The organism is Atopobacter phocae ATCC BAA-285 (genome assembly GCF_000526675.1).
Classification (GTDB): domain Bacteria; phylum Bacillota; class Bacilli; order Lactobacillales; family Aerococcaceae; genus Atopobacter; species Atopobacter phocae.
The window spans coordinates 26,343-47,277 of sequence record NZ_JAGN01000006.1 but is presented as its reverse complement, the minus strand read 5'-3'; the positions used below and the strand labels follow the sequence as shown (position 1 = coordinate 47,277).

At 32.6% G+C, this 20,935-nt stretch carries 21 protein-coding genes; 14 read left to right on the top strand and 7 right to left on the bottom strand.

Features of this window, described 5'->3' with window-relative positions; genetic code table 11:
* The first annotated feature begins 102 nt into the window (after positions 1 to 102).
* Complete coding sequence (locus tag L866_RS0102085; RefSeq protein WP_025728691.1) at positions 103 to 1,038, top strand: VOC family protein; 936 nt, start codon at positions 103 to 105, stop codon at positions 1,036 to 1,038.
* On the opposite strand, the gene L866_RS0102080 is transcribed toward L866_RS0102085, so the two are convergent.
* Positions 1,022 to 2,215, bottom strand: a complete 1,194-nt coding sequence (locus L866_RS0102080; RefSeq protein WP_025728689.1) for an LPXTG cell wall anchor domain-containing protein — start codon at positions 2,213 to 2,215, stop codon at positions 1,022 to 1,024. The two genes, L866_RS0102085 and L866_RS0102080, sit on opposite strands and share 17 nt — an antisense overlap.
* Before the next feature lie 97 nt (positions 2,216 to 2,312).
* Here L866_RS0102080 and L866_RS0102075 point away from each other — a divergent pair, with 97 nt between their 5' ends.
* The 12 genes from L866_RS0102075 (at position 2,313) to L866_RS0102020 (ending at position 13,733) form a co-directional block, all read left to right on the top strand.
* Positions 2,313 to 3,101, top strand: coding sequence for a Cof-type HAD-IIB family hydrolase (locus L866_RS0102075; protein ID WP_025728687.1), 789 nt, complete (start codon positions 2,313 to 2,315; stop codon positions 3,099 to 3,101).
* Between the two features lie 176 nt (positions 3,102 to 3,277).
* Positions 3,278 to 3,967 carry an N-acetylmannosamine-6-phosphate 2-epimerase gene (locus L866_RS0102070; protein ID WP_035445946.1) on the top strand — a complete coding sequence of 230 codons (690 nt, stop codon included), beginning with the start codon at positions 3,278 to 3,280 and terminating at the stop codon, positions 3,965 to 3,967.
* Positions 3,968 to 3,978: 11 nt separating this feature from the next.
* Positions 3,979 to 4,875 (top strand): N-acetylneuraminate lyase, encoded by an 897-nt coding sequence (locus L866_RS0102065; protein ID WP_025728679.1) that lies wholly within the window; start codon positions 3,979 to 3,981, stop codon positions 4,873 to 4,875.
* 86 nt (positions 4,876 to 4,961) lie between these two features.
* Positions 4,962 to 6,506: a sodium:solute symporter family protein gene (locus L866_RS0102060; RefSeq protein ID WP_025728677.1), complete on the top strand. Its 1,545-nt coding sequence runs from the start codon at positions 4,962 to 4,964 to the stop codon at positions 6,504 to 6,506.
* Positions 6,506 to 6,946, top strand: a complete 441-nt coding sequence (locus tag L866_RS0102055; protein ID WP_025728676.1) for a NanQ anomerase/TabA/YiaL family protein — start codon at positions 6,506 to 6,508, stop codon at positions 6,944 to 6,946. The genes L866_RS0102060 and L866_RS0102055 overlap by 1 nt, the downstream gene beginning before the upstream one ends.
* Before the next feature lie 79 nt (positions 6,947 to 7,025).
* Complete coding sequence (locus tag L866_RS0102050; protein WP_025728673.1) at positions 7,026 to 7,850, top strand: MurR/RpiR family transcriptional regulator; 825 nt, start codon at positions 7,026 to 7,028, stop codon at positions 7,848 to 7,850.
* Between the two features lie 12 nt (positions 7,851 to 7,862).
* Positions 7,863 to 8,759 carry an ROK family protein gene (locus tag L866_RS0102045; RefSeq protein WP_025728671.1) on the top strand — a complete coding sequence of 299 codons (897 nt, stop codon included), beginning with the start codon at positions 7,863 to 7,865 and terminating at the stop codon, positions 8,757 to 8,759.
* A 211-nt stretch (positions 8,760 to 8,970) separates the two neighbouring features.
* On the top strand, positions 8,971 to 10,053 hold the full coding sequence (locus L866_RS0102040) for an ABC transporter permease (RefSeq protein ID WP_025728669.1): 1,083 nt from the start codon (positions 8,971 to 8,973) through the stop codon (positions 10,051 to 10,053).
* Positions 10,054 to 10,065: 12 nt separating this feature from the next.
* On the top strand, positions 10,066 to 10,746 hold the full coding sequence (locus L866_RS0102035; protein WP_025728667.1) for an ABC transporter ATP-binding protein: 681 nt from the start codon (positions 10,066 to 10,068) through the stop codon (positions 10,744 to 10,746).
* A 63-nt stretch (positions 10,747 to 10,809) separates the two neighbouring features.
* A complete protein-coding gene (locus L866_RS0102030; RefSeq protein WP_025728665.1) occupies positions 10,810 to 11,406 on the top strand; it encodes a TetR/AcrR family transcriptional regulator in 597 nt (198 codons plus the stop codon).
* Positions 11,407 to 11,597: 191 nt separating this feature from the next.
* The gene (locus L866_RS0102025; RefSeq protein WP_035445943.1) at positions 11,598 to 13,115 is read left to right on the top strand and encodes a BCCT family transporter; all 1,518 of its coding nucleotides are present in this window, start codon (positions 11,598 to 11,600) and stop codon (positions 13,113 to 13,115) included.
* 132 nt (positions 13,116 to 13,247) lie between these two features.
* Complete coding sequence (locus L866_RS0102020; protein ID WP_025728663.1) at positions 13,248 to 13,733, top strand: prolyl-tRNA synthetase associated domain-containing protein; 486 nt, start codon at positions 13,248 to 13,250, stop codon at positions 13,731 to 13,733.
* 230 nt (positions 13,734 to 13,963) lie between these two features.
* Here L866_RS0102020 and L866_RS0102015 read toward each other — a convergent pair whose 3' ends face one another.
* The 3 genes from L866_RS0102015 to guaC all read right to left on the bottom strand — a co-directional run bounded on the left by L866_RS0102015 (position 13,964) and on the right by guaC (position 16,606).
* Positions 13,964 to 14,458 (bottom strand): hypothetical protein, encoded by a 495-nt coding sequence (locus tag L866_RS0102015; protein ID WP_025728662.1) that lies wholly within the window; start codon positions 14,456 to 14,458, stop codon positions 13,964 to 13,966.
* Positions 14,459 to 14,497: 39 nt separating this feature from the next.
* Positions 14,498 to 15,334, bottom strand: a complete 837-nt coding sequence (locus L866_RS0102010; RefSeq protein WP_025728661.1) for a bifunctional 5,10-methylenetetrahydrofolate dehydrogenase/5,10-methenyltetrahydrofolate cyclohydrolase — start codon at positions 15,332 to 15,334, stop codon at positions 14,498 to 14,500.
* Positions 15,335 to 15,625: 291 nt separating this feature from the next.
* Positions 15,626 to 16,606: a GMP reductase gene (gene guaC, locus L866_RS0102000; RefSeq protein WP_035445941.1), complete on the bottom strand. Its 981-nt coding sequence runs from the start codon at positions 16,604 to 16,606 to the stop codon at positions 15,626 to 15,628.
* A gap of 254 nt (positions 16,607 to 16,860) precedes the next feature.
* On the opposite strand from guaC, the gene L866_RS0101995 reads away from it, so the two are divergent.
* Positions 16,861 to 18,600, top strand: a complete 1,740-nt coding sequence (locus L866_RS0101995) for a M3 family oligoendopeptidase (RefSeq protein ID WP_025728657.1) — start codon at positions 16,861 to 16,863, stop codon at positions 18,598 to 18,600.
* Positions 18,601 to 18,731: 131 nt separating this feature from the next.
* Here the strand turns inward: L866_RS0101995 and L866_RS0101990 are convergent, their stop codons facing one another.
* The 3 genes from L866_RS0101990 to L866_RS0101980 are packed head-to-tail and all read right to left on the bottom strand — an operon-like array spanning position 18,732 to position 20,933.
* Entirely contained in the window at positions 18,732 to 19,100 is a 369-nt protein-coding gene (locus tag L866_RS0101990; protein WP_051452838.1) for a DUF6568 family protein, read from the bottom strand.
* 27 nt (positions 19,101 to 19,127) lie between these two features.
* Complete coding sequence (locus L866_RS0101985; RefSeq protein ID WP_025728653.1) at positions 19,128 to 20,045, bottom strand: YitT family protein; 918 nt, start codon at positions 20,043 to 20,045, stop codon at positions 19,128 to 19,130.
* 12 nt (positions 20,046 to 20,057) lie between these two features.
* On the bottom strand, positions 20,058 to 20,933 hold the full coding sequence (locus L866_RS0101980) for a YitT family protein (RefSeq protein ID WP_025728651.1): 876 nt from the start codon (positions 20,931 to 20,933) through the stop codon (positions 20,058 to 20,060).
* Positions 20,934 to 20,935 lie beyond the last annotated feature (2 nt).

The following is a 20,935-nucleotide window of genomic DNA, read 5'->3' as shown; positions in this document are numbered from 1 at the left end:
TTTAAATAAAATATAAAATAAAAAGACTGAATCGGTTTATTTGACGGGTTTACCAAGCCAATAGTGACCTAATCAGTCTTTTTTTTATGAGGAGGTATTTTATTGAAAGATTGGATAAAAACCATCAAACGCTATTTAAAACCTAACCAACAAAAAGATGAACTCCCAACTTTAAAAGTTGAACGTTTGATTATTAATACATCCAATTACGTACAACAAATTAAGTTTTATGAGCAATATCTCGGTTTAGTTATTTTACAGGAAAATAGTATGCATACAATTTTGGGTAATCACTTTGATCAAGCGCCTTTAATCCAGCTAAATAAATCGAATCATTCAAAAGAAAAGAATGTTAATACGTTTTTACATCATTTTGGTTTAAGTGTAACGGATGAGCAATCATTACAATTAATTACTAAACATTTAATTGAAAATAAAGTAATTATTCATGGAACACAAGACGATGAGCGTGTTAAAGGTATTTATGTTCGTGATAGAGATGAACAACTTATATTTATTTTTTACTTTAAAACAAAAGCTTCTGTTCAAGTGGTACCTCCTCGCATTTTTAGAGAGGGTGAATGGTTTGAATTTTCATTACAAAATTGGTTACAACATTTAGTTTTAGGGCATTTTAATTTAAAAGATGCACAATATTACCAAATTAATCATTTACATTATTCTGTTCCGGAATTAGATGAAAATCGATCCAATTTTTTCTGGGATCAAAGCCTCTCAGTTAAAGAACACGAAAGCTTTCATGTACGTAGTCAATTATTTATTAATCATAACTTGTTTGTACAAGTGACTGCGAATTTTGACCATAGTGGACAAGGTCAATCATTTCATGCAATTAAACCAGTCTTACTTTATAACACATTAGATTGTCTTCGTGTTGTTAATGAGAAATTTTCTGAGCTCGAAATTGAACATACAAGTGATATTGGGATTATTACATGTAAAGACGCTTTTGGTTTCGAATATGACATTAAAAGTGCCGATTTGCATTATTTAAAAAAGGCTAATCTTCACGATTAGTTCTCATTTTTTCTTTTTTTAATAGGTGATAATAAATCGATAAGCCAACACTAATGATTAATAAACCTATAATTGTCGAGTATAAAATTTTTTCACCAGTTTGTGGTAGTTCTCGTTTGACAGTCGAACCGCTTTTTTTGATAGGCTTAATGGATGGTTTTTCTGAGTTAGATTGCTGCAATTCTTCATTAATGGTTAATGATTCTTTTGAATCTCGAATCGATTGTTCGTTTGAAAGAGAAGATTGATTAGTTTCATTTTCGCTTGATTTCAATTGTTTAGAATCTTTTCTAAGTGAATTGATTTGACTGTCTTCTTCATTCATTTGTTTATCATTTGACGAAGAATTTGAATGAGCTGCTTCAGATTGAGAACGAGTTGTTTCTATTTTCCTACCAATCGTTTTGATTGGTTTTTTTTGTGTCGTTTCATCTTCTTTAAATGGTGTGCGCGTTATTGGCCAAGTTTCGTGAGCAATTAATCGCATATGAGTGGATGGAATGATTTGATACGGAATGTCTGTATGATTTAATTGTATATTAAAAATGTCATCAGTTAATTGTTCTAGGTGATCTAAATCAAATGTGACAATCCCATCTTTATCTGTCATTTCTTCCAATACATCGTCGTTATTGCTTATGGTGATGAGCTGTTCACTTATCGGTTGAAGTTTTGTATCAATTAACTGAATGCTTATATTTTTGCTAGGGAGTTTTACCTCGTCTAAGTTATTTCGATTAAGTTGGTTGGACACAATTTCTTCTTCTGATAACTGAATCGGTTCCATCCAACTAGTTGGTGTGTCCGTATAAAAAGACAAAGGTTGTAATTCATCATTAATTAATAAGCCATACGTTACTTGAAATTTTAGCTCCTCTTTATGATTAAATTTGACTTGCCCTTTAAAGTCACTGAATTGTTCACTTATTATTTCGAAATGACCATCATCTGCTAGTTGTATCAGCTGAACTTTTTGTTTAGGTAATACTTTGAATTGTTCATCATATAATACTAAATTAATTTCTAACGTAGTTTGTTCAACTGAACGTTCTAATTTTGTTTTATTCGTCTCTGCATGTATGATAGGGATAGAGGATAATTGTCCCCAATTCATAAAAATAAAACTACACATCAAAACTTTAAAAAAACGCGAGATGAACGATTGATTGTTTAACATATTAAACACTCCTTCATATTTTGTCTAACTTATATAGACGAAATAAATAAGAAAAAGTTTTTTTAATGTGATAAAACTATGAAAGGATGAACAGTTTTTGAATTCAAATCAATATAAAGGTGTTATTTTCTTTGATCTAGACGGAACATTATTGGATGCTAAATCTCAGATTAATCAATCAGCACAAGAGGCAATAAAAGCCTTGAAAGCTGCCAACTATTTACCAGTCATTGCAACAGGTAGAAGTTATTTTGAAGTTAAAGATAAAATTAATGCTGTTGGGATTGATACATTAGTCGGGCTAAATGGTGCAATTGGTATCTTAAACGATGAATTAATTTTTCACGAAGATCTTCCACAAGTGGGTGAAGAAAAACTGATAGCAGCCGCCGAAAAATTAGGACATAAATGGACAGCTTATAATCATGAATATCGCTACTGTAACGGACATAGTGAGATGATGAAAAAGTGTTATCAACTTATTAATGAATCATTGCCTGAAGCAAATGAAGAATTATTGCAGAAAATGAATAAACAAATGATCTTATTGATGACAGATTCTGATGATGAATGGTATGAAAAGCAAGTACCCGAATTATCTTTTTATCGTAACATTCCTTATGCGATTGATATCGTTGCTAAAGATATGAATAAAGCTAAAGGAATTCAAAAGATGTTGAACTATTTGAATATGCCTTTAGAACACACTTACGCGTTTGGTGATGGCAGAAATGACATAGAAATGTTCGAACTTATCCCAAACACAATTGCCATGGAAAATGCCATTGATGCACTAAAAGACATCGCAACATTCGTAACAACTCATCATAATCAGACAGGAATATTAGATGGATTAAAGCATTTTAATATCATTTTAAAAAAATAAAATATCAATCAAGTTGGATGAAACCACTTTCTAATAAAGTTAATTTTTCTTCATTATCAATTGAAGATAGCTTTATACTGAAAGTGGTTTCTTTATTTTGTTGTATTCTTGAAATTTATTTCAGAAGAGTGTATATTTACGGTAATGAAAGAGTTTACAAAGAAAGAGGTGGGAAAATGATCGAAAACGTAAAAGGCGAATTAATTGTCTCTTGTCAAGCTTTAGAGCACGAGCCGTTGCATAGTTCTTATATTATGTCTCGCATGGCAGTGGCAGCTAAAGAGGGAGGCGCTAAAGGCATTCGATCGAATTCAGTCAGTGATATTCAAGCGATTAAAGAGGTGGTTGATCTTCCAGTCATCGGCATTATAAAGCGTGACTATGAGGGCGCAGATGCCTTTATTACACCCACAATTAAAGAAGTCGATGAATTAATGGAAGCTCATCCAGATATTATTGCAATTGATGCCACGACGTCTTCACGTCCAAACGGAGAAACACTTAGTGATTTAGTAACAACTATTAAATCGAAATATCCCAAACAGCTACTTATGGCCGACTGCTCAACGCTAGAGGAAATGAAAAAAGCTGAAGCTTTAGGCTTTGATTTTATTGGAACGACATTAGTAGGTTATACGAAACAAAGTCAAGGCGTTAAAATTGAAACGAACGACTTTGAATTAATTAAGGAAGCAGTACAAGAGATTAATCGTCCAATCATTGCTGAAGGTAATATTGATACGCCAGAAAAAGTAAAACGTGTACTTGAAATTGGCGTTTATAGTGTGGTTGTAGGATCAGCTATTACAAGACCACAACTTATTACAAAAAAATTCGTTGATGCAATTCATTCAAAAGACAATTAGGGGGAATTATAATGACAAAGAAAACAGGACGCGATATAAAAGGAATTATTTCAGCTTTACTAGTACCATTTGATTCAGAAGGAAATGTTAACGAAGCAGGGTTACGTCAAGTTGTGCGCCATAACATTGATACAATGAAAGTCGATGGATTATATGTAGGTGGATCAACAGGTGAAAACTTCTTATTGGATAAAGCCATTAAAAAACAAATTTTTGAAATTGTTAAAGATGAAGCAAAAGATGCCATCAAATTAATTGCTCAAGTTGGTGGACCAAATGTTTATGAAGCAATTGAATTAGGTCAATTTGCTACCGATATAGATTATGATGCGATTTCAGCTGTAACACCGTTTTATTATAAATTCTCATTCGCTGAAGTGAAACAATATTATAAAGATATCACTGAAGCAGTCGACAATGATTTAATTATTTATTCTATCCCTGTTTTAACAGGCATCAATATGGGAATGGCTGAGTTCAAAGAGTTGTTTGAATTAAATAATATTATTGGTGTTAAATTTACTGCAGCAGACTTCTTCTTATTAGAACGTTTACGTAAAGCATTCCCTAACGTTTTAATTTACTCTGGCTTTGACGAAATGCTTTATCCAGCAGCTATCTACAAAGTTGATGGAGCAATCGGATCAACATATAACGTAAATGGTATTCGTGCAAAAGGTATTTTAGAAGCTGTCAAATCAGGTAATCATGAAGAAGCACTTCGTTTACAAAATGAAAGTAATGATTTAATTGAAGCTATTTTAGCAAATGGATTATATCCAACATTAAAACGTATTCTTCAATTACAAGGAGCAGATCAAGGAGAATTCTTGAGTCGCAAACCAATGGCTTCCATGACTGCTATTCAAAAAGAAGAAGCTGACCGAATTTTTAAAGCATATTTATAAATATTTAATGAATTAAACCGTGTCTTCAAGGTGTAATGTCGCCTTGAAGACGGGCTTAAAAATACTTTTTACAAAGGAGATTAACTGTGGGACAACAAGGCTTTACAACAATAGATTTTAGTATTTTAGTTGTTTACTTAGCGGCTGTTTTATTTGCCGGTTTACTTTTTTCTAAGAAGGATATGGAAGGGAAAGAATTCTTTAAAGGGGATGGGTCCATTCCTTGGTATGTAACTTCTGTTTCAATTTTTGCGACGTTACTTAGTCCAATTTCATTCATGACATTAGCAGGTAACTCTTATAATGGCACATGGTTATTATGGTTTGCTCAATTAGGTATGATTATTGCGATTCCATTTGCGATTAAATTTTTCCTACCAATTTATGCTCGAATGGATATTGACACAGCGTACGACTATTTAGAACAACGTTTTAATTCACGTGTTTTACGTGCGATTGGGGCTATTCTATTCATTATTTATCAAGTAGGTCGTATGTCGATTATTATGTATTTACCATCAGCAGCTTTAGCTTCTTTAACAGGAATTTCAGTTAATATTTTAATTATTGTTATGGGTGTTATTGCTATTATTTATTCTTATACAGGTGGTATTAAATCTGTTTTATGGACAGACTTCATTCAAGGTGCTGTTTTACTTGTAGGTGTAACAGTTGCCCTTGGTTTCTTAGTTAAAGACCTAGATGGTGGTTTCCAACCGATTCTGGATCTTTTGGGTCAAGATAAGTTTATCTCTCCAAGTGAGCCAATCTTTGATGCTAACTTATTAAATTCTTCAATTTTTTTACTAGTTGTTGGTGCTGGATTTAATACGTTATCTTCATATATTTCTAGTCAAGATATTGTTCAACGTTTTACGACAACACAAGATATTAAAAAGTTAAACAAAATGATGTTTACTAATGGACTTCTTTCCATTTTTATTGCGACAGTATTTTATTTAATTGGAACAGGTTTATATGCTTATTATCAAATTCAAAACCCTTCTGATCCAGGCGCACAAATTGCTCAAGATCAAATCTTTACATACTTTATTGCATATCGTTTACCAGTAGGAATTACAGGGATTTTATTAGCGGCTATTTATGCAGCTAGTCAATCGACTCTTTCAACTGGATTGAACTCTGTGGCAACTTCATGGACATTAGATATTCAAGATGTTATTTCAAAAGATTTAGACGATGCAAAACGCACTCAAATCGCTCGTTGGATTTCGTTGGGAGTGGGCGTTTTCTCAATTGTTATTTCAATTGTACTGGCTCATTCTAATATTCAATCAGCGTACCAATGGTTTAATGGTTTCATGGGATTAGTTCTTGGAGTTCTTGGTGGAGTATTCATGTTAGGTGTATTTACTAAAAAAGCAAACAAAGCTGGTGCTTATGCTGCTTTAATCGTATCTAGTTTAGTAATGATTTACATTAAATATGGTGTTCCAGCTGATAAAGTAAGTATTTGGGTATATTCATTAATTTCAATTGGTGTGTCATTAATTGTTGGATATATTGTTTCACTTATCGTAAAAGATGATTCATCACGTGCTCCAAAATTCACAACAATTTACGATATTCCTGAAATTAAAGCAAGTAATGAATGGTCGGTGAGAAAATAATGGAATTGTATGATTTGAGACATGTCACTCAAGTTAAAAGAGAAGCTGTTATGCGAGTTATTGATTATTTAAAAGATCATAACTTAACTGATTTAGAAAAAGGACCGCATCATGTGACAAATGATTTCTATTTTAATGTGTTAGAATATCAAACAACAACTCCAGATCAGCGAGTTTGGGAAAGTCATCGCGCTTATTTAGATATTCACGTTCCAATTAAAGGACAAGAAAGAATCTGGCATAACTTCATCGACGCTGTACAATTAGGAGACTATGTTGAAGGTGATGACTGGCAACAATCAGAAGCTACACCGATGTCAGAATTGGTCATTGAACCTGGTCAAATATTAGTATTTGATCGTGAAGATGTACATAAAACGGGATTAGTAGCTAAAGAAAGTGAATCGATAAAAAAAGCTGTCTTTAAAGTGAAGTATTAAAACATTTTCAATAAAAGGGGAAAGACAGTTGTCTTTTCCCTCTTTTTAAATGATAATATAATAGGGAAGTGATATAAAAATGAGAAAAGAAGTGAATATGATTCCTTTGCTTGAATCTGTGTATCCTCATTTCACCCCTGTTGAACGTGAGGTAGCTGATTTTTTTATTCATAATCGTGATTATTCGATTGATTTTTCGTCAAAAAATATTGCAAAGCAGCTTCATGTCTCTGAGCCATCGCTAACACGTTTCGCTCAAAAATGCGGTTATTCGGGCTATCGACAATTTATTTTTGATTATAAAGAATCGTCTAAACAAAAAACAAGAATTAGTCGAGAGTTGACGCAACGTGTATTAAACGATTATGAAGAATTGCTGCAAAAAACATATCAATTAGTAAATGAAGAACTTTTATTTCGCGTAGCAGATTTATTGATTCGTTCAAAAAGAGTTTATATTTATGGACAAGGTAGTTCAGGATTAGTAGCGCAAGAAATGAAATTACGTTTTATGCGCTTAGGTTTGATTTGTGAAGCGATAACTGATGATCATATGATGCGGATGAATCATGCGTTAATTGATGAATCGACGCTATTAATCGGCATTAGTGTCTCTGGCCAAACAGAAACCATTTTGAAATCCTTAAAATTAGCTAAAATGAACCATGCGCATACCATTTTACTCACTGCTAATAATGATAAAAGTTTCAAAGAATATTGCGATGAAATAATATTAGTTGCAATCAAGTCGACTTTATCTCAAGGTAAAATTATTTCACCACAGTTTCCGTTACTTATTATGATTGATATTTTTTATGCGTATTTTCTAGAAGATAATCGAACTGAAAAAGAACGAATATTCAGCTCAACGCTGGCTGCTTTAGATTTAAAAAATGAACATTAAGGATGTGAAATCATGCATATTTTAGCTATAGATATTGGTGGTACAACGATAAAAACAGATATATACAATCAAGACGGACATTCAATGGATTGCTTTGGAGAAATTCCAACGCCAATTAATATGGATGAAGGAAGCAATCAAATTCTTGAAACAGTTCTTGAATTAGTTGGAGATTCGATAGCGTTTTTAAGTAATCAAAATAAAACTTTGACTGGTATAGCGATTTCGTCTGCTGGAGTAGTTGATCCGATTCAGGGAAAAATTATTTATGCGGGTTACACGATTCCAGGGTATATTGGGACAGATTTCAAAGCAGCAATTGAAGCAGCTTATCACCTGCCTTGTACTATTCTCAATGATGTTAATGCAGCAGCTTATGGTGAATTTCAAAAGGGAGATTTCTCAGCAGATTCAACTGTTGCATGTTTAACCATTGGAACAGGAATTGGTGGGGCAGTTATTGTGAACGGCGCATTACATCATGGTCATCATTTTTCGGCAGGAGAGGTGGGCTATTTACCAATTAATGGTCAACGTTTTCAAGATATTGCTTCAACTACTGCCATGTGTAAATATTATGAATCGTTAACTGGCAAAGAAGAAGTTAATGGTAAAATAATTTTTGAAGCGTATCAAGCAAATGATCATGCGGCAATTGAAACGATAGAATGGTTTACGAAAAACTTTGCTGAAGGATTATTACCAATCATCTATTTATTAAATCCTGATAGTATTATTTTAGGTGGAGGCATTATGCATCAACATGTTATTCTATTACCAATGATTGAAAAACAGCTACAATCAGTTATTGAAAATGAAAGCTTTTTACCTAAAGAAATTATGCCCGCGCAATTTGGCAATGAAGCAGGTCGTTTAGGTGCATATTATTACTTCTTGTCACAACAATAATAATTAAATCGCATTTTTAAGAAAATAAAATTATTTTAAGAAGAAACAGTTACTAATAGTAGCTGTTTCTTTTTTGAATGCTCTTATAGATTAATTTTGTGTGATAATTATTATGTAAAATGTCAAGTCGTTTCTAGTGACAAAATGTCACTTTTAAGTTAAAGTATCAATAGTGACACTTTGTTACTTATTAAAACGAGGAGGCTATTATATGCTTTTAGCAATTAAAGAAATGAAATATGATAAATTAAAATATAGTTTAGTCATTGGTATTATGGTACTTATTGCCTATGTAGTATTTATGTTAAGTGGGTTAGCTGATGGATTGAAAATAGAATTTCGACAAGTGGTTGACGACTGGAACGGACAAGAAATTGTCGTGAATGAAAATGCTAACCGCTCTATTCTAGGTTCAATGCTAGACGAAAAGGACTTAAAACAAATAGAGGGCACAGAAACAGCACCTCTTGGATTTGTGAACGCTGTTGCTGAACGAGGAGATGCACAAGAGAATGTCGCCATTTTTTCAACAACAACAGATGCCTTTATTTTACCTTCATTAATTGAAGGGGAGATGTATACAGATGATGATAAAAAAGAAGTGATTATCTCTGAAGACTTATTGGAAAAAGGATTTAAATTAAATCAAGATATTAAGTTTGGTCAATCGGACGATTCTTTTAAAATTGTAGGGGTATTCGAAAAAACGTCATATTCCGCTTTACCGGTCGTATATACGAGTTTATCGAATTGGCGTGCGTTGAAATTCCCAAATCAAAATACACAAGCTAATGAGATGGCACCGATTAGTGCGATTGTATTGGAAAATAAAGGGACGATTAATAAAGATGAAGTGGAAAATGGCAATTCTCTAGAAAAATTATCAAAACAAATGTTTATTAATGAATTGCCTGGATATACCGAACAAGATTTAACATTAACTGGTATGGTTTATTTCCTATTTGTTATTGTTGTAGCGATTATTGGTATTTTTATGTATGTCATGACTTTACAAAAACAATCACTATTCGCCGTCATGAAAGTCGAAGGTGTTCGAACAAGTTTTATTGCTACAAGTATGTTGTACCAAAGTTTATTAATTGGTGTATTTGGTGTAGCTATAGCTTTTTTACTGGCAGTTTTAACGGCTCAAATTTTACCTAGTGGCATGCCATTTGCGATTGAGTATCAACGTTGGGCGTTATATAGTGGTGTTTTAATCATCGTAGCAGTTTTAGGCGGTATTTTCTCACTCAAAACAGTGACGAAAGTTGACCCAATTAGTGCGATATAGGAGGGGATTTTAATGAATTATCCATTAGAAATGAAACAGATATCAAAAACCTTTAAGCAAGGACGAACTGAAATACAAGCGTTGAAATCACTTGATTTCCACGTACAACCGGGAGAATTTGTTAGTATTATTGGACCAAGTGGATCAGGTAAGAGTACGTTTTTAACAATTGCCGGTATTCTTCAAGAGCCATCTAATGGGACTTTGTTGGTTGATGGTCAAGATGTTAGCCAATTGTCAGATAAACAAAAGAGTGAATTACGCTTTGGGAAAATTGGATTTATTTTGCAAAGTTCAAATTTAATTCCATTTTTAACAGTAAAAGAGCAATTTCAATTATTAGATCGATATATCAAAGAAAAAACAAACAAAGAAAAAATAAATAATTTGTTAACTTCTCTTGGAATAGAGGAATTAGCAAATCAATATCCTAATGATTTATCAGGTGGAGAAAGACAGCGTGTAGCAATAGCCAAAGCATTATACCACCATCCAAGTGTCATATTAGCTGATGAACCAACAGCAAGTTTAGATTCAGAACGAGCTTTTGAAGTGGTTGAATTGTTAAAAGAGCAAGCACATCAGACAAAAGCAGCGATTATTATGGTGACTCATGATAAACGTTTAATTCCTTATTCTGATCGAGTATTTGAAATGGAAGATGGTTTAATGAAAGAAAGACCGTCAAAATAACTTGCTATTTACGTCTTTTCAATGAGATAATGAACGAAAGTAAAAAAGGATACGGTGAGTTAAATGCCATTACAAACATTTCACAATTTAGATGATGAGCGTAAAAAAGAGATTGAACGCGTGTTAAGATCAGTATTTTTTAATAAACCACTTGCTCAAGTGCATGTGAGCGAAATCGTTAAACAATTACAAGTATCTCGAGGAGCGTTCTATAAATATTTTGAAGATTTAAATGATGCATTTGAATATATTGTGGATGTCGATAAAACATTTTTTCATCGAGAGATTATCAAATCAATTGAATTGACTAACTATCAATTAATTGATGGATTATCTCATTTTCTTAATCAATGGATACCCGAATCTCCAGATGATTTAAGTTTTCAATCATTGCATATTTTAAAACAAACGAATCCAACCTTTACTCATAAAAGGCATCAAGTGCCTCAAGCCATGTTGAATCAATGGCAAAAACTATTGGAACTGAATCATTTTCATTTGAATGATGTGGATGAGGCAGTAATTTTCCTTTATTTTTTAATGGACTTAGTCATGCAATCCATGATTTTAGCACTTAACGAGGATTATTCAAAAGAAATGGTCCTTAAAGAGTTTAAATACAAAATTAATTGGTTAGTCCATGGGGTTCAATCCAAATAGTTCATCAGAGGTTATCATACTTTAGAAGATTTTCTCTTCAAGTATGATGACCTCTTTGTATTTTACTTACATGGTTCGATGTGTTAAAATTTTATAATGTATTTTGTAATATTTTATAAAGATTGTATAGATTTATAGGGGGAGTCATTATTTTTAAGAAAAGTAGTAAACATTTAACACGTGTTTTTTGGATGGCTATATTACTTACTGCAATTGTCATCATGTTAGCACTAGTATATCCAATCAAGTTTTTAAGTCAAACCACTGACATTCGATATTTCTTAGGTCATTATTTCGGATGGTATTATTTATTAATAGTTACGGTGATGGTTTTTATATCCATTTACTTAGTCGTCACACCGATAGGCAAGATTACATTAGGAGATCCATCTTCTAAGCCAGAACACTCCAAAATTTCTTGGCTTGCGATGTTGTTCTCTGCCGGAATGGGAATTGGTTTAGTGTTTTACGGGGCAGCAGAGCCTTTATCTCATTTTGCTATATCTTCGCCTGAAGCACAGACGTATAGTCGAGAAGCGTTAAGCGATGCGTTAAAATATTCATTCTTCCATTATGGTATTCATGCATGGTCAATTTACGCCTTAATTGCTTTAGCATTAGCGTACTTTAAGTTCCGTAAAAAAGAACGCACGTTAATATCCGCGACATTAAAACCATTATTCGGCGAGCGAATGGATGGCATTTCAGGACAAATGATTGATGCAGTTACGATATTCGCAACCGTCGTTGGTGTAGCAACGACATTAGGCTATGGTGCACTACAAATTAACGGTGGACTTCATTATTTATTTGATATTAAAGAAGGCGTGACGGTTCAATTAATGATTATTACAGTAGCTACTGTGCTCTTTTTAATTTCAGCTGTATCTGGGATTGGAAAAGGTGTAAAGTACTTATCTAATTTAAATATCGTTTTAGCAGTTATTTTAATGATTGTTGCGATGATTATTGGGCCAAAAACACAAATTTTAAATCATTTTGTTGAATCACTTGGAAATTATGGTCAAGACTTTTTAAGAATGAGTTTCCGGACAGCAGCAAGTAGTCCAGAAGAACAAAAATGGATTCAAGAATGGACCATTTTATACTGGTCATGGTGGATTTCTTGGTCACCATTCGTTGGAATATTTATTTCAAGTATTTCTAAAGGTCGTACGATCAGAGAATTTCTTGTACACGTATTACTTATTCCATCAGCCTTTTCATTCATGTGGTTCTCAGTGTTTGGTGTGATGTCCATTAATGCACTGAATTCTGATCCGTCACTTGTTGAATTAACAATGGAAAATATCTTATTCGGTACATTGTCTTCCTATCCTTTAGGGTGGGGCATGTCGATTTTAGTTATATTCTTAGTCTTTTCATTCTTCATTACATCAGCAGATTCAGCTACATACGTATTGGCGATGCAATCAGAAAATGGAAGTTTAACACCGCATAATTCAGTTAAGTTAATTTGGGGAATTTCAGTTTCATTAATTGCTTCAATCTTATTAGTTGCTGGTGGATTAGATGCCTTACAAAACGTTCTAATTATTGTGGCATTTCCTTTTTCAATGATCTTAATTCTGTTAGTCGTCTCATTACTGATTGAATTGAACTATGAGCGACAAGAAATGGGATTATTCATTAAGCCAGATACTTATCCTAAGAAAAATGAACCATTCCGTTCATACGAAGAAGATTAAATTAAAAATTATCAACAAAAACTCTATTAGCATTTGATAGAGTTTTTTATTTATATTCAATTGTAAGCGTTTAATTACGGATAGATTAGTGTTACAATTAGTAATAAAAATCCATTAAAGGAGCATGTGGCAATGACAGCTAAGACGATTATTAAGCAGTTAGATGAACTTTCAATTCCTTATGAATTAATAGAGCATCCACCAGCATGGACAACAGAAGAGGCTGATCAGTTCATTATTGGAATTGAGGGAGTAAGAACAAAATCACTATTTTTAACAAATAAGAAAAAGAAAAATTTCTATTTACTTATAATGGATGATAGCAAACGATTAGGTATGGATTATTTAGCAGAGTTAATCGGCGAAAAACGCTTAAAATTCGCTTCCGAAGAATTACTGCTAGAAAAAATGAATATTGAACCAGGCGTCGTATCGATATTTGGTTTAATCCACAATGAACTTAAAGATATTCAAGTATTATTTGATGAGGAAATAATGAATGAAGAGCGTTTAAGTTTTCATCCCAATGATAATACGAAGACCATCTTTCTAAAAACTACTGATGCTATTAAATACATTGAATATTTATCGTTTCCGGTCAAGATTATAACGATTTAGTCATTTAAGACGATGAATTAAGAGAACCATCAATTTATAGAAAGATTCCAAGACGAGGGGTAAAAATTGATGTTTTATCTTCTTAAATAAAAAGAGTTTACATAATGTAAATTATACGAAGTTAAACGCATTAAATAATATACTAGCAAAATACTCGCCTCTTTTAAAGAAAAATAAAAACGATAGATTTAATGATCTATCGTTAATTGTATTTGTATGTATTAATGTAGTTAGTTTGTTTTAGAAGAATCAATAGTTAAATAAGTTGTTCCGATTATTTCATCAGAACCTGTTGTATCATTTAATTTAGTTAGTTCACCATTAGCTGTTATTTTGTAAATACCTACTAATGGACTAGTTTGGTCATCTGACTGATGATAAGTATCTTCATGATTCTCACGGACTTCAATAACTGATTGACCTTGTTCATCGTCACTGATATTAAAATAAAAAGCGGTTGCTGGAATCTTTTCATCATTATACTGTTGTTTGATATCCATCATAATCCACTCAATTTTTTCGTCAGCGCTTAAATGTTTAGTATCTTTAGTTGTAATATTTTCGTTAGTTATAGATGATTGACTATTTGTATCATCTTTGCTCACTGTTTCACTTGTTTGGTTGTTCATTTCAGTTTGAGCGTTAGATGTGCTATTTACGTCACATCCACATAAAAATAAAGAAGTTGCTAACGTTAAAAGTAACATTTTTCTTTTATGTCCCATTATAACTCTCCTCCTCTTTGCTTATATTATAGGTCGTTCTTATTGATGATGCAAATAATTTATGAGCTGTTCAAACAAAGCTAATGTGGTTAAAGGCCCTACTCCTCCTGGGACAGGGCTAGCTTGTTGAGCAATCGCCTTGGCTTTTTTTGAAATATCTCCATGCAATTTACCATCTGATAAAAAGGTTGTCCCTACATCGATTAAAATTGCTTGTGGTTGAATCATTGATTCAGTAATCAAGTTAGGTGCGCCTGCTGCTGAAATAATGAGATCCGCTTGACTAGTTAATTCACTCAAGTTTTTGGTTGCTGTATGAGCAATACTGATGGTTGCTCGTTTATTTAATGCGACAATAGCCATTGGACGACCAACAATCTCACTTTGACCAATAATTAGCGTATTTTTTCCCTGAAAATCAATTTGATAATATTCACATAAAAGCATTACACCTCGAACGGTTGCTGGAATAAAACTTTCTTGGCGTTGTAACAATTTACCTAAGTTATAAGGGTTTGTTCCATCAATATCTTTGCGCGGATCAATTCGTTCATTTAACTGACTCGCATTAAGATGTTGAGGTAAAGGTTTAGGTAATAATATTCCGTGTATACGCGGATCGTCATTAAGAGCTTCTATTTTTTTGAGAACTTCTTCTTGTGTTAAGTCGTGAATATAATCCATGGATACATCAATATTCATCTTCTTACCTGTTTTAATGACTTGCTTACTGAAAAAATCTGCTTCTTTCTTTTCAGAAGCGTTCAAAATAATGACGGTTGGATAAATCATTCGACTTTTTAATTCTTCTGTTTTTTGTTTCAACTGTTCAATATAATAAGCCTGTGCTTCTCGCCCATCTAGTTGTTTAGTCATTGATATGTTCCCCCTTACGCTGTTTTAGGTAACGATAAATGACATAAGTATTTAAGCCTAAACCTAAAATAAATATAAAGAGTACGCCAATAGCAGTCCACTGACCTGTAATAATATAGGGATAAAAAATGAAAATTAAAATAAACACCGAGATTAAATTTAATAGGATGAAAAAACGTTCAACACTCACAACATACACTCCATTCGTTTATAAAAACGTCAATCCATTTGGACTGACGTTTAATTTAGTACTATAAATTATACCTGAGAAATTTTTAATTGTCCAAGTGATTAACGGTCGCCATTAAAAATCGAATTTTTTACGACAACGTAATCTACTGTACGAATGGCATCTAATTCTTTTCCACCGGCATAAGAAATCGATGACTGTAAGTCTTGTTGCATTTCAATTAATGTATCTTTGATTTTTCCACGTTCTGGAATCATAATTTTTTTGCCTTCAACATTTTTATGTTCGCCTTTTTGGAATTCTGAAGCACTTCCGAAATACTCACGATACAGTTGATCATTCTTTTTATAAACATGTCCAGGAGATTCTTCATGTCCAGCGAATAATGAGCCAATCATAACCATTGAAGCGCCAAAGCGAATAGATTTAGCAATGTCGCCGTTATGACGAATTCCGCCGTCAGCAATAATAGGTTTTCTTGCGGCTTTTTTACACCAGTTTAAAGCTGCAAGTTGCCACCCCCCTGTTCCAAATCCTGTTTTTAATTTGGTGATACATACTTTTCCGGGACCAATTCCAACTTTAGTTGCATCTGCACCTGCTCGTTCAAGTTCACGCACACCTTCTGGCGTACCAACATTACCGGCGATAACAAAAGAGTCTGGCACATGTTTTTTTAAGTATTTAATCATATGAATAACACTTTCTGCATGGCCATGAGCAATGTCAATTGTAATATAATCAGGCACTAAATTTTCTTTAACTAATTCATCTACAAATTCATATTCTGAAGGTTTAACACCGACACTAATTGACGTGTATAATCCTTTTTCGTTCATACGTTTAATGAATGGGATACGTCCTGCTTCATCAAATCGATGCATAATGTAAAAATAACCATTCGAAGCAAATTGTTCAGCTAGCTCCTCATTAATAACTGTTTGCATATTGGCAGGTACAACTGGTAATTTAAAACAGAATTTACCGAATTGAATACTTGTGTCGCACTCACTTCTACTTTGTACAATACATTTATTTGGAATTAACTGGATATCTTCGTAATCAAACACTGGGCTGATCATTTTTCCCTCTCCTATCTGTTTAATCAATGTAATATTTTAAACAACTTCTATATTATACGAATAACTTCCTCTTTTTTCAAGTAAAAGACTTACATTTTAAATGAACATTCTATTTATTGTTCGTTTTTAGAAGTTACATTTTTTTAAATATTATCTTAAAGATTAATAATCAATAAAGATTGATTACAAGTTGCTCATAACATGATAGAATATGAATAAATAATTAAATATGCTTAACAAGAAAGGAAGATTAAATGAATTTAGAATGGTCATTAGAAGACTTATATACAGGCTTTGAATCAGTTGAATTTCAAAATGATTTAAAACGCTTTGAAGCAATCAAAGAGGATTTCGCTCATATTGAATTAGTGGATACAATGGAGACAGTTAAACAAGTTATTGTACTTCAAGAAGAATTAGAAGTACTACTCTACCAAATGTTTTCTTTCATTAATTTTAGATTATCTACGAATACAACAGATCAAGAAGCTTCAAAATATTCAAAACAATTAAATAATATGGTAGCTGAATTAACAGATATTTTAACACGTATGGATCGTTTTTTAGGTGAGTCTAAAATGGATGTATCGACAGATGATTCACTTAGTCATTACCAATTTAGAATGAAACAGTTACAGTTAAATTTAAGTCATACGTTATCAGAAGAAACAGAAGCTTTAATTGCTATGATGAATAAAAATGCTAGCTCAGCTTGGGAAAATATGCATAATTATTTAACGTCAACAGTTGAAGGAACACTTAATGGTCAATCCGTTACGTTAAGTGAAGTAAGAAATTATGCGTACGATGCGGATCCATCTGTTCGTAAAGCAGCATACGAGGCTGAATTGGCGATGTATGATCATATTAAGGGACCAATTGCATTTAGTTTGAATCATATCAAATCTCAAGTAAATGATATCTCAAAATTACGTGGTTACTCTAGTCCATTAGCTGCTACTCTTGAAAAATCTCATATGGAAGCTGCAACACTAAAAGCTTTAATTTCAGCAATGGAAGAAAAATTACCAGCGTTTCGTCGTTACTTAAAACATAAAGCTAAATTACTTGGTCACCCAGATGGCCTACCATTTTATGATTTGTTTGCTCCAATGGGTAAAGCAAGTCGTCAATTTACAGTTGAAGAATCTCGTGAGTTTTTAGTGGAGACATTTAGAGATTTTTCTGAAGATTTAGCTGAAATGACAGATACATTTTATGAAAAGAATTATATCGACTTTATGCCTAAAAAAGGAAAAGTTGGTGGAGCTTATTGTGCTAACTTGCCTTTCTTGAAACAATCTCGTATTTTAACTAACTTTGATGGATCAATGAGTTCTGTTGTGACTTTAGCTCATGAATTAGGTCATGCGTATCATGGATTACACATTGAATCTCATGCACCGTTAAATTGGGATTATTCCATGCCAGTTGCAGAAACGGCTTCTACTTTTAACGAAAATATCGTCATGAACAAATTGATTCGTGAAGCAAAATCAGATGAAGAAAAAAGTTATTTACTTGAAAGTCAATTGCAAGATTTAACACAAATTATTGTAGATATTTTATCACGTTATTATTTTGAAACATCAGTATTTGAGCACGCTCAGTCTTCATTCTTGTTCCCAGAGCAATTGGAAGAATTAATGTTAAATGCACAAGACCGTTCATATGGTGAAGGATTAGACCAAAACATTCGTCATCCTTACATGTGGGTTAATAAAGGACATTATTACTCAGGTAGTTTAAGCTTTTATAATTTCCCATACGCATTCGGCGGTTTATTAGCTAAAGGTTTATATGCGAAGTATTTACAAGATAAAGAAGCATTTATTCCTAAATACCAAGAGTTCTTAAATCAAACAACGGTTAAAACAGTTGAAGAAGCTGTTCAAGTTGCTAATATTGATGTGAAAGATAAGAATTTCTGGTTAGAAGCATTGAGTCAAGTGGAAACATCAATTGACGAATGGATTAAACTAACTGATAAATAATATTTCCGAACGTTAGTAATAATTTTAAAGATAAAAAACAAGCATCCGCTATTAGCGAGATGCTTGTTTTTGTATTTATTTATAAATTAGATAAGGGTAACGTTATCATTACCTTACCTTTCTAGATAAAATTATTTAGCAGTCAATTGTTCTTTGATTGCTTCAACAGTCATACTAGAATCAGAAGTCATAATTAATTGTTCACCAGACTTGACTAATAACGTCGGAACCGTTTTGATTTCGTGACGTGAACGAAAAACTTCAATTTGTTCTATATCGTCTGTTTGTTCACTATTTAAAAAGTAAATAGAAGTGTTTGTTTCTTTAGCAGCTGTTTCTAATTTCGATACAAATCGACGACAATATGGACAGGTTCTTCTACCTACAAAAAGAGCTACATATTCCTCTTGATCGAGCTTTTTTTGAGCAGTTTCGGCTGTTATTGTTTGAAAAGATGCAGCATATTCATCAAATTGTTCCATAGTTGTTTCAGTTATCATAAGTTATTCCTCCTGTGATGATTGACGTTATAAAATCGAATGTGTTTCATTTTTTGTTTCCTCTAATGTCATATGAGATTCTTTTTTCAGCTCTTCGTTGATAAAGAATGTAAATCCTTCTCCGTTTACGGATTGGACATCACTAACAATAAAGAAAGCGTTGGGATCAACATAATTTACGATTTTATTTACAAGTATTAATTGTTGACGACTAATAATCATATATAGCACTTGTTTTTGACGGTTCGTATAAAAACCATGGCCATGTAATACAGTTATTCCACGGTCTAAAGTTTGTTGTAATTCCGTTGCTATTTGATGATGTTTATCGCTAATAATAACAACTTGTTTTTTTGGATTTAATCCATACATTATAAAATCGACAACTCTCCCTACTAAGTATACCGTAATAACAGTAATTATGCCCGTCTCAAACCCGTGAATGAAGAAAAATGGAATAACAATGATTGTATCAACGACTAGTAAAGCAGTTCCAGTATTCCAGCCTAAATATTTATTTAATAAACGAGCTACAATGTCACTTCCAGCTGTTGTTCCTCCACCTAAAATAACAATACCCACTGCAGTTCCTGTAATGACGCCGACAATTAAAGGTAGTAAAACAGGTTGTGATAAAGTCACCGGAATAGTTGGCATCACCTTTAAAGCAAGTGAGTACATTCCAACAAAGATAACGGTATAAAACATAGTTCGCTTATCTAAATATCGAACACCAACTACTAATAAAATGCCATTAATAACAAAGTTGGATAAATAAATTGGAATATCGGCTAAATAATATAAAATTAACGTTAATCCAGTTGCACCACCACCACCTAGATTAAAAGGAATCATGAAAATTTGTGTGGATATCGCTAATAGTACACTTCCGATAACAATGAAAAATAAAGACATGATAGATATATTTTTTAACTTTTTTAACATTACTTCCTCCTTTTATTCCGGGTCACGATGAAATCGTCCAATAAATCGTTGTGTCTCACTAATTGAAATAATAACATAAGGATCAATTGATTGTAATAATCGGATGACATTATCAACCTCATACGATGATACTACGGTAATGAGCATCATTCGCTCCTGTTTTGTATAACCACCTTCTACATGAATACACGTAATACCATGACGAAAATTATCAATATATGCTTGACGAATTTCTGCGCCACGAGTTGTTGTAATTTGCAATTTATGTAACTGATAACGTGTATGGAAAGTGGAAACAGTATGTGTTGCAATGTATTGCAAAATAATCGAATAGCCTGCATAACGCCAATCAAATAAGTAACCGTAAATCATTAATATCATACTGTTAAATAAAAAGACATATTCCCAAATCGTTCGTCCACTCTTATTTGAAACATATAAGGCAATAAAATCTGTCCCACCTGTTGATGCGTTACCTTTTAAAGCTAATAAGATATATACGCCGTTTAAAACACCACCAAATATAATATTCAAAATTAAATCATCAAAAATAGGTTCAAATGTTAAGAAACGGATAAAAAAACTAGTTAAACTAATTTGAAGCAAGGATAGTAAAGTAAATCGCACACTAATCCCTTTTGCACATAATATCGCCACCGGTAAGTTTAAGGCAACAATCATAAAAGAAACGGGAATATTAATCCCAATTTGTTGGCCTAATAAATTGACTAAAACAGATACACCTAAAAATCCACTAGCAAGTGTATTTGAAGGCGTTAAAAACATTTTTAATACAAGTGTTTGTAAAAAAGATGAAAGAGCAATAAATAAAATGGAAGTTAATAATCGTAATTTTTTGTTTTTATTTGAATGCGCATGTGTGTCCAATT